This is a genomic window from uncultured Chitinophaga sp. (genome assembly GCF_937874145.1).
GTDB lineage: Bacteria > Bacteroidota > Bacteroidia > Chitinophagales > Chitinophagaceae > Chitinophaga.
In genome coordinates this window covers 1-10,332 of sequence record NZ_CALNBI010000387.1, presented here as the reverse complement: position 1 = coordinate 10,332, position 10,332 = coordinate 1, and the positions used below count along the sequence as shown (strand labels likewise).

Below are 10,332 nucleotides of genomic sequence, written 5' to 3'. Positions count from 1 at the left end.
GGCCCCGCGGGATGGGCGGCTTCCAGGATGGAAGTGCCCCTCTTCACGCCGGGCGCGCTGAAAGTGGTGAACATGTAAAACTTGTTCCGATAGGCATACACATCCGGCGCCCAGAAATCCTGCTTGCCCCAGAATTTTTCCGTGGCGGAGAAGGCGTTCCCGGCATTCTCCCAGGTTTGCAGGTCGCGGCTTTTGTATACGGCGATATGCGGATTGGCGTTCGCATACATGTAATAGCAGCTGTCCGGCGCATAGGCGATGATGAAAGGATCGCGGATCGCGAGGTCCGTGGTTTTCCGCTGGGCCTTCAGGCCGCCGCAGCAAAGCAGCAGCGCGATCAGAAGGGTTTTGCCCAGAAGGACACTTCCATCATATGTATGTTTCTCGACGTGGTTGACCATCTTTCCAAAATTTTAATCCTGATATAACGATAAGGCGGCGTGCCTTCCGGAAATTTATACAATTCGCCGGCAGCGGCATAATCTGTATCCTGTTGGGTAATGGTGCCTACCGCCGCGCCAGATGGCTTCACGCTCCGGCAATCCTGGATGAGCGTCCAGCCGGAGTAGCTGCCGTCGGGCGAGGGATTGTTGCTGCCCCATACTTCGATCCGTTTGGGATTGCCGCCGTTGAAAATGTTGGTAGCGCCCTGCCGTTGCCACCATTTCATTTCCCGCAGTTCAACCGTAACACCCAGGTCGAAATTGAAATGCTGCGGCAGGTTGAGATCGGGCGTATGATACCCGCGCCCCTCGGCGATATTATCATCCCAGAGGTAAGGCAATATCCATCCCCAGGCGGTTCCGGCGTCGCCGGGCAGCATGAGCGGGCTGAACGTCGATTTGTCGACCGGCACGAGACTGACGGCCGCTTCCGTTTTTGCGTAAAAAGTATCGAGCGCACTTTTCTCAGGCTTGTAAGCGGTGCTGTAAGTGAAAGGCGTGCCGGTTTTATAGTTGGCAAGCCTGGTTTGCAGGTCGGCGGGAGACACCTGTACCGTTTGCGTGGCGCCGGTATTGTCGGTGTAGCGGAGCGTGGTGGTGCTTTCCAGGCTGTCGGCCGGCATCCAGTCGAGCTCCGCGTCTCCTCCGGGTGCTACCACTGCTCTCCGGAGGCCCCGGTTGAGGAGGGCGTTCCGGAACATGTTCCCGTATGTAGCGCCTTCGGCTTCGGCTTTGATGGACCGGTTGCCGGAAGCGTCGTAACTCACTACGTTAAACACATACCTGGCTTCGGGCAACCGCTCCAGGAGGAAGCGCGTGGTATCCGCCAACTGGTCGTGGCCGTATACGGCTTTTACTTCCGCGGAATCAGCGCCGTCGTTCCAGAATACCCGGTAGTGGGTGATGCGGCTGTCGGTCGTTGTCCAGATCAGTTCCAGGCGCTCTTTACCACCGTTGACGATCACGGTGTCCGCCTTGCCGGGATACACGATCTCTCCCTTGCCCAACACTTCGTCCAGCATGCCCGGTTTGCTGCAACCGGCCAGGAGCGCCGCGGCGATGAACCATTTATATTGCATTTTCATGATAACCTTACATTTGATTGTTAAAGATCAGTTCCCCAGAATGCCACCTGCATGATGTAAAAACTGTCGTTGTTACCCCAGGTTTCCAGCACTTTCATCCGGATGTATTTCACTTCGGGCGTTCCCGGCGGGAAAACGAACTCCTCTCCCGCGCCGATCAGCGCCAGGTCTTCCGCCGTATTCGTGCCCATGGGCAGGCCGGAGGGTTTTACGGATTCCCCTTGCAGCAGGAGCTCCCATCCGTCCCAGCTACCGTCTTTCGCGGGATCGTTGCTGCCGTACAGCTCGAATTTCTTGATGTTCCGGTCGGTGAAGGAGATCCAAGCGCCGCGCTGCCAGAAACGGAAGCGGCTGAGCTTGGCTTTGACGCCCAGGCTGAAGGTGAACCACTGCGGCCATCTGCCCGGCGCGGTATGGAAACCGGGCTTGTCGACGTTAGAATTGTTGACGATGACGCCGTCCCAGATATTGGGCATCCACCAGCTCCAGGCCGCCTTTTCATCCGTTGGCAGGTAATATTCGAAGAAATTTTTCCGGTCGAGCTGTTTTTCGAAAACCGGTTTCAGTTCTTTTACGAGGGTGTCGGAACGGTTATTCCAGCGGTCGCGCACATAAGCGCCGAACACACGGGGAATGGTATCGAAGCCGCGCACGGCGTAATACCCGTTTTTCTTTTTCGTGTACAACACATCTTCATCCACCCATTCACCGGCGTCATTTTTCGTGAGCATCACGATACTGATATCCGCTTCCGCATCATTGGCGAACTGCACGGTAGCGCCGCCGAAATCCTCCTTCATATCCAGCGAGGCAAAAACCTTCATCACCGGAGGCTCCAGCGGGCGGACGCGCACCGATACCGGCTCCGAAAGCTTTTCCGCGCGGCTGACCGCGTAAATCTTGATTTCATGCTCCGACGTATCCCCGAAACCGGGTATTTCCAGCACGCGCTGGTAAGCAGAGGCTTTCACTTCGCGCAGCTGGCCGTTGATTTCGGTGACGGCTTTTACATGCTGGAGGTTTTTATCGCCCGGCAAATTGTATTGCAGGCGCACCGCGCCCGGGAGCCTTTCCACTCTTACCTGCGACACAGGCCCGGGGGCGCCGGAGCCATCGTCCTGCGGCCCAATGGGCGTATCCTTGCACCCGCCCAGCAATACGCCGGCGAACAGCAGCCATCCTGTATATTGGAATATTTTCATGTTGAAGTTTTTAAAGTGAGCGATACCGTTTTACCAACCCGGGTTTTGCACTATGTTCCGGTTGAGGATGAGATTGTTTTCGCTGATCGGCCAGAGGTAATCACGGGTACCAAACTGGCGTACGTACAAGGTTTTGGCGCGATAATACAACCGCGTTTCTTCCTGCCCTATATCCCATCCCTGAACGCTGGTGTTGAACATTTCGGTAGCCTTTTTCCAGCGGCGGGCGTCCCAGAACCGCTGTCCTTCGAAGGCCAGTTCGATGAGGCGCTCCTGCTGCAGGATGCTCCGCAGCCCTTCTTTCGTGGTGAATTTCGCGGGGATGCGGGAGTAAGTGCCCCAGGCTTCGGCGATGCCTGGCAGGCCGGCGCGTTTCCGCACCTCGTTGGCCCAGCGCATGGCTTCAGGCACGGGCCCCTGCGATTCGTTCAGCGCCTCGGCGTACAACAGGTACAGGTTGGCGAGGCGCATCACGGGCCAGGGGTACTCCACAACAGTATACGCGCCGCCGTCGCCGGCTTCAATCACATTCTGGAAATGCACGAGTTTTTTCGGCCAGTACCCGGTGATGGAATACTGGAACATGCCTGATTTGCCGGCATGCTGCTTAAACTTGGCGCGAACGGTCCAGGGGTCCTTGTCGTCAAATTTCCCCTGCCCGTACCAGACGCCCCCGTCGAAGGCGAGGTCCGCATAGAAACGGTTCTCCCGGTCAAAGTGCAGCGCCACGGTTTCATAACCGGGAATGAGGTTGAAGCGGTGCGCGTTTTCCGCTACTCTCAGTTCATACCGGTTGGCGTAATCCCAGGTAATGTCTTCGTTGATGGGAACGCCGTTCTTCGTATAAAACAGTTCCGCCATTTTCAGCGTGGGCGCCAGCATCGAACGGAGGCCGAGGTTATTCAGCCGCGAAGGATCGATCTTGGCTTGCGCCAGCCGCTGGATTTCCCAGGCCATGCTGTTGGTATTGCCCCAAATGATCTCGCTGTTCCATTTTTCCGCAATGGCATTGCGGATGCTCATCTGCGTGATGGTAGTATCCGACAATTGCGTGGACACCACGGCAGGGTTGTATTCGTACAGCTTCAGGCCCGCTTCGTGGCAGGCGTCCACCGCTACTTTGCAGGCTTCCGCAGCCCTAACCCATTTGCTTTGATCGGGTGCAGTGTTGAAAAGCTGCTGCCCGTCCCTATTCTTCAGGTTGGCAAAATCGGTATTGCCGTTGAAGAGCGGACTGGCGGCTTCTACCAGCACATTCGCCTTGATCGCCAGCAATGCGGGTCGGGTAATACGACCTGCTTCGCTGTTTTCATTTTCCAGCCGCAGCGGGAGGTCGTCCGTTGCTTCGTCCAGCAGCTGCACGATGTAATTGAAGCAGCTGTCTACCGGCGCGCGCTTCACCAGCACGCCTTCCGTTCCGGCGGAGATATCGATGTTATCCCGGATGATGGGGATAGGCCCGTAAATGCGGAGCAGCCAGTAGTGATAGTAGGCCTTGAGGAATTTGACTTCCGCGATCCACTTCCTGCGCTCGCGTTCCTGCATGCCGGGAACGCCGGGCATATTCTCCAGGAAGAAGTTGCAGTCGCGAAGCGCCCTGAACAGCGGTTTGCCGCCGTTGGTCCCATCCCAGTAATTCATCTGCGGCGAAATGACGCTCTGGTTGCCCATGGCTACGCCTTCAAAAATATAATTGACATAAAACTGCGGCACCTGCGGATACGGCAGCCAGAATTCATCCCCGGCCAGGAAAGGCACAGCGCCCGCGTGGCCGTGGGCGGGCAGGTAGGAATAACAGGTAAAGAGGAATTTTTCGGCGGTGGTCCTGCTCGTAAAAGCGTTCTCGATGGTGGCCACGTTATCGGGCACCACATCCAGGTATTTGCCGCAACCTGCCCACATGCAGGAAAGGTAAAGCCATATGTATATACTGACGCGTTTCATAATTGCTGCATTAAAGTGATAAAAGGATACCTGCGTTCAGGGTGCGCTGCACCGGGTAACCGAGGCCGTTGGCGCCCATCTCCACGTCCCACAGCTTGAAGCTGCTGATCGCGAAGAGATTGAGGCTGTTCAGGTAGAAGCGGGCGTTGGTGAGGTGCATACGCTTCATCACGTTGCGGGGCAGCGTGTACCCTACTTCCAGTGATTTCAGGCGGAGGAACGAGCCGTCGCGCATGAACCAGTTGCTGCGCTGGGTATTGTTGCCGATGATGTTGGAGCTGAGGCGGGGCCAGAGCGCGTAACTGTTGCGGTTGTCTTCCGACCAGTAGCTATCCGCATATGCTTTCAGCAGTTGCGTTTCATTATTGAAAGGCGCCGTCGCCACCGGATCGATCCAGAACGAAGAGCGCGCCGATCCCTGGAAGAACAGGGAAAGGTCTACATTGCCGTAACCCGCGGAAAACCCGAATCCGTAAATGATTTCAGGATCGGTGGGATAACCCATCGGTACGCGGTCCAGCGTCGTGATCTGCCCGTCACCGTTCATATCGCGGTACTTGAGGTCGCCGCCCTGGTAGATGCCGAAGTTCTGCCGGGGAGAATTGGCCACTTCCTTATCATCGATAAACAAACGTTCCGCCACATAGCCCCATTGCTGCGAAAGGGAATACCCTACGCGTGAAAGATAGCGTTCGTTATATTGCGGTTCCTCATATACCTTGAACTCGCTGGTCGCATACGTGAAATTGGCGCGGGCCTTCACCCAGCCACGATTCCCGAAATGCCCCGCATATACCATCGACCCGTCGATCCCCCGCGCGGCCGCTTCGCCGACATTGGCGCGCACCACGGCGGAGAGGCCCATGGTGGGGGGTATGGAGCTCCGGCTCATCAGGATGTTGGAGCGGTGCTCATGGAAAAAATCCGCTTCCACCGTCAATTTCCCAAACAGCCCCATTTCAAAACCCACGTTCGTCTTCCGCGCGCGCTCCCAGGTAATGGCCGTATTCGCATACCGCGAAACCGACACCCCGGTGCGGGAATACCCATTGTTAGTCCCGAAAACCGCACCGCGGCCGCCGTCATTCATGTTGACGTTAGAGAGATAAAAGAAGCGGTCCCGCTCATCCCCGATGGCGTCGTTGCCCACCAGTCCGTAAGTCCCCCGGAATTTCAGGAGCGTAACCGTATTTTTGAATGGCTCCCAGAAAGCCTCGTTCGACACATTCCAGGCCAGGCCTGCCGATGGGAAGAACCCGAAGCGCTGCGTTTTGTAAAACCGCTCCGAACCATTGTATCCAAAGTTGAACTCCGCATAATAACGCTGGTCGTAAGAATACGTCGTACGCCCCGATATCCCGGCATTCCGGAAAGGCAGGGAACTTTGCAGGTCGCCCGCATTGCCGACGAGGCTGTTGCGGATGATGGACACCAGCGTACCGCTGAGGTTATGCTTCTTTGCGAACAGCCGCTGGTAGCTGATGCTGCTTTCCAGGTAAGTGGTAGCGCGTACTTCCTTGCCGCCTTCGCGGTAATCGAGGTACTCGGTGCCGGTGCTTTCGTTCAGCGGCATCAGCTGGTACACGTCCGTTTTGCGGTCGTATGAGCCCACCATGTAATAGAACGGCGAATAAAACCGCGATACGTTGAAGCTTGACAGGCGCGAAGTATTGAACACCACGCGGCCCGACAACCCTTCCGTGATAAACGAAAAATCCTGGTTCAGTTCAAACTGCGCATCGATCTTCGACCGCGACGATTCCCGGTACCCGCGCATCAGGTTGGCGTAGGGGTTCAGGTATTGCCCGTTGCCATAATTGCCGAACAGGATATGCTTCACGTGCGCATTGGCCGAATCCGGCTCGAAGTACGCCGGGAAAAGCACGGGATTGGTGTGCATCACCTGGTTGTAAACGTCGGTGCCGCCGTCGATCGGACCGTTATAGTCATCAAAAGTTCCTGCCAGCCGCACCACCACTTCCGTGGTTTTGGTCATGTTGATGTTGATGTTCGAGCGGAGGGAATAGGTTTTCAGGTTGACGTTGGAGTTGAAATTATTCCGCCCGTCAACGTTCAGCACGCCGTTATCCTGGTTGAAGGTGCCGGCCAGGTAATACCGCGCTACCTTCCCGCCGCCGCTGGCGTTGAGGTTGGCGCGCTGGTTCACCGCGTATTTTTTGAACATGATCCCCTGCCAGTCGGTAGCCGGGTACACGGCAGGGTTCCCGCCGGCGATGGTGTTATCGATTTTGCTTTGCGCGTAAGGCAGCGTCCCCAGCGGGTTGCGGGTCAGCACGGCCTCGTTGCCAAGTTTCATATAAGTGATGGGATCGGCCAGTTCCACGTTGCGCGTGGGCGAAGAAACGGAATTCTCCAGGCGGACGGTCACGTTGATCTTCCCTTCCTTCCCTTCCTTGGTGGTGATGAGCACCACGCCGTTAGCGCCCCGGGCGCCGTATAGTGAGGTGGCCGTGGCATCTTTAAGAATGGAGAAACTGGCGATATCGTCCGGCTGCAGCCGTGCGAGATCCGTGCTGGTCACCTCCACGCCGTCGATCAGGATCAGCGGGTCTTTCTTGTAGCCGAAGGTGGTGACGCCGCGGATGAAGAAGTCCGCATTATCGGCTCCCGGTTCCCCGCTGCGCTGGTAGGCGATCACCCCGGAAATTTGCCCGGCGAGGGCGGTGGTGAGGTTGCTGGATGGGATTTTGAGGTCTTCCACGTTCACGGAGGTAACGGCCCCGATCATGTCCTGCTTCTTTTGTTTGCCGAAGGCGACAACCACCACTTCGCCCAGTTCGGAGGGATTTACGCCCAGGGTTACCTGCAGGTCTTTCCTGCCAGCCAGCGGTATTTCCTGGGAAACGTATCCCATCATCTGGAAAACGAGCGTGACGTTAGCGTCGGGTACGTTGAGGATAAAGCGCCCGTTGGGGTCTGTGGCCGTACCGATTTTGGGCTGGCCTTTGACGGTGATGGTAGCGCCGGGCATAAAGGCGCCGGAGGAATCCGTCACGGTGCCTTTGACTTCCACCCCGGGGCGCTCCTGCCATGGTGCGGCTTTTGCGGCCTGCACGGCATAGAAGAGGAAGCTCAGCAGCAGCCAGACTGCGCTGTACGGTAAATTTTTCTTCATAACGTTAGTTTAATACTGCATGCATATATGGTATAAATTGTCCCCATTCCGCAGGCGGAGCCTGCAGTCAGTTCCTTCAGATTGAATCCGATCTCTTGTCTGTATTGTATATTCCCTCTGCCTCAGCCGTTCAACGTGAATTCACGTTAGATTTTGGTAAATGATGATAGACGAGTACGATCTTAATATACCTCAAAACTATTTCGTTTTCACCGGGATTGCCAATACTTCCTGTGATTTTACCTGTACATTTTTGACATGATTTAATAAAAATGCTATGCATACTGCAGCGAGGAGTATAGAAAACAGCAAAGGCCGCCGGGATGGCGACCTTTATGCTTTAAGTTGAAATACTTGTAGCCTTATTCCAGCGGGCGGACGAGGTTGTGGCTTTTGTTGGTGAATTGAATAACGTCTTCGCTCACGTCGCCATTGCTGTACAACTTAATGGTAGCGCCTTTCTCCAGCAGGTATCGCTTTCCGGTGATGATTACGGTAGCGGGTGCTGCCAGTACGGCTTCCTGCAGCCGGCCGTCTTTATGGAAACGCATCAGCGTACCGGCCTGGATGAGCCATTCCTGTTTGCCTGCCAGGGCGGTGAAATTCCGGCCGGCATATCCGAAAACGGGTTGGAATGTTTCGTAGTAAAAACTGATGGATGGATGGCCATCGGGACCCGGGCCAAAGGGAATAGCCCGGGAATCACCGCTACCAAAGGAAATCTCCGCAACCTTGTCCAGCGATCCTTCCTGGATGAAAACGGCGCCGTTTTTCAGGCGGACTTTCGCCTGTCGGAATTCCACGCCCGGGAACGCGGGGATGGAGATGGAAGATAGGGTGACGACGTTTTCAGGGATCACCGGTGTTCCGGCGGAGGACAAGGTTACTTTCTGGCCGGCATGGATGGTAAAATCGGCTCCCGCAGCAGTACCGGAAATAGGATGCGCGGTGAAGCCGGTATGCACGCTGCCGTTTTCGTACCATTCCGTTTTTCCCGGCAGGAATTTCCGGAGGGTTTCTCCCGCCCGCAGACCCGTTGCATCCATGAGTTCCCCTTTGTGAAGGGCGCCGGATGGATAGAATACGATGTTACCGAACTCGAATCCATCATCATCCCAAATGGCATTGTTGATACCTGTTTTACGCTTTAGGCGGATGCGGCGCCCTGCGACTTCGGCCTCCGCATCTTCAGCCAGGTACCCGCAGCGGACGCTTCCATCTTCAAAAAACGAAACGCCCTCGCCGCCCATGGCGTTGGCGAATGTAAATTTGTTGCCGCCGATGATGAAGCGCGCACTTTCACCCGCCACCTGCACCGAAACCAGGTGCGTATCCGACAGCCGGATCACGCCGCCTTTGGGTGTGGTGATGGCACGGCCACCCAGCGTTACCGTGCAGGCGTAGTTGCCGGGGAAAATAACTTTTCCGGGTTGATATTCATCGTCAACGATCGTACCTTTCGGCATGCGGATCTCATGCGGCCCCACGGCCATCAAAACCTCCCGGCGCAATTGCATGACCTGCCGAATGCCTGCAACGCCTTTTTTGACAGGGAGTTTCCGCTGGTTTTCGTTGCGGTTGAAATGCAGCGGCTGACTGCAGGCATTCAATGTACACAGGATGATAAAAATAAGTATGCAGGCGAGAATCACGATTTTCATGGCGCCCTCAATGTAACCTATTCGTACAAGACGCGCCGCAAGGGCCTGCTGAAACGTCGTTTTAGCGGACCGAATGACCATCTGCGGAACAGCGGCCATAAACATATCATCGGAAAGAATTGATGCAATCTATCAGGTAATTCGCTTCGTGGCGATGGCTTTGACCCAATCTTCCTTGCCGCATCTTTTGCACTGGTGGCGCCCCTGGGAAATGTGATCCGTTTGCCCGCAGTAGCAGCAGGAATAATCCCCGGCTTCAGTAATAGTTTCGCAATGATCATCATAAAGTTCAGGGATCACCGGCAGCCCGGGCCTCACTTCTTCATCCGCGAAATAGTAGAAGCTGACACTGCCATTGGTTTCCAGGATGGCCATCCGCACCTGTCCCATATGCTCTACGTTCACCCCTCTCATTTCCGCAAAAAACTCGTCATGTGCAAACGGGGAATTCCCTTTATTCCCCAGTTCTATCATGCCATCCCTGATTATGGTGACGGGCTTCCCCTCCACGATGCTTTCGAACCGCTCCGATTTGCCGGCCAGCCAGATAATCAGCCGGTAAGCGGTCAGGATGACGGTAAAAACCACCAGACAAGGCACGATCGCCACATCTTCATAGAACATGGGGTCCCCGGCCGCGGAGCCCAACGCAATGATAATCGCCACTTCAAAAATGGATAACTGCCGTACCCCCTTCTTCCCCGATGCCCGCAACAACAACAATACCGCCACGAACATAACGAGGGTGCGCACGGCCACCTGGAGTACCAGCGCCCAGGTGGTATCACTGAGAAAGATTTCCTTCCAATCCATAGACAGCAGTTTTACTGTAACAACAACGGCAAAAAGAATGCCTGTACA

The 10,332-nt window shown here is 55.7% G+C and carries 7 protein-coding genes; all 7 read right to left on the bottom strand.

Annotated elements, in window-relative coordinates; all coding sequences use genetic code 11:
- Positions 1-401: family 43 glycosylhydrolase (locus Q0510_RS18885; RefSeq protein ID WP_298715300.1), on the bottom strand; the 401-nt coding region annotated here is incomplete at its 3' end.
- Positions 338-1,528, bottom strand: a complete 1,191-nt coding sequence (locus Q0510_RS18880) for a DUF4998 domain-containing protein (protein ID WP_298715298.1) — start codon at positions 1,526-1,528, stop codon at positions 338-340. The genes Q0510_RS18885 and Q0510_RS18880, both read right to left, overlap by 64 nt.
- A 20-nt stretch (positions 1,529-1,548) precedes the next feature.
- Entirely contained in the window at positions 1,549-2,730 is a 1,182-nt protein-coding gene (locus Q0510_RS18875; protein ID WP_298715296.1) for a DUF5000 domain-containing lipoprotein, read from the bottom strand.
- Between the two features lie 30 nt (positions 2,731-2,760).
- The gene (locus Q0510_RS18870) at positions 2,761-4,632 is read right to left on the bottom strand and encodes a RagB/SusD family nutrient uptake outer membrane protein (RefSeq protein ID WP_298715294.1); all 1,872 of its coding nucleotides are present in this window, start codon (positions 4,630-4,632) and stop codon (positions 2,761-2,763) included.
- 52 nt (positions 4,633-4,684) lie between these two features.
- Positions 4,685-7,810: a TonB-dependent receptor gene (locus Q0510_RS18865; protein ID WP_298715292.1), complete on the bottom strand. Its 3,126-nt coding sequence runs from the start codon at positions 7,808-7,810 to the stop codon at positions 4,685-4,687.
- 362 nt (positions 7,811-8,172) lie between these two features.
- On the bottom strand, positions 8,173-9,471 hold the full coding sequence (locus Q0510_RS18860) for a hypothetical protein (protein WP_298715290.1): 1,299 nt from the start codon (positions 9,469-9,471) through the stop codon (positions 8,173-8,175).
- Positions 9,472-9,603: 132 nt separating this feature from the next.
- Positions 9,604-10,284 carry a DUF421 domain-containing protein gene (locus tag Q0510_RS18855; protein ID WP_298715288.1) on the bottom strand — a complete coding sequence of 227 codons (681 nt, stop codon included), beginning with the start codon at positions 10,282-10,284 and terminating at the stop codon, positions 9,604-9,606.
- Positions 10,285-10,332: the final 48 nt, after the last annotated feature.

Excerpts from the sequence above, each read along its gene's own strand:
- Q0510_RS18860 (WP_298715290.1), bottom strand. The coding sequence starts at position 9,471 with ATGAAAATCGTGATTCTCGCCTGCATACTTATTTTTATCATCCTGTGT.
- Q0510_RS18880 (WP_298715298.1), bottom strand. The coding sequence starts at position 1,528 with ATGAAAATGCAATATAAATGGTTCATCGCCGCGGCGCTCCTGGCCGGT.
- Q0510_RS18875 (WP_298715296.1), bottom strand. The coding sequence starts at position 2,730 with ATGAAAATATTCCAATATACAGGATGGCTGCTGTTCGCCGGCGTATTG.
- Q0510_RS18855 (WP_298715288.1), bottom strand. The coding sequence starts at position 10,284 with ATGGATTGGAAGGAAATCTTTCTCAGTGATACCACCTGGGCGCTGGTA.
- Q0510_RS18870 (WP_298715294.1), bottom strand. The coding sequence starts at position 4,632 with ATGTGGGCAGGTTGCGGCAAATACCTGGATGTGGTGCCCGATAACGTG.
- Q0510_RS18865 (WP_298715292.1), bottom strand. The coding sequence starts at position 7,810 with ATGAAGAAAAATTTACCGTACAGCGCAGTCTGGCTGCTGCTGAGCTTC.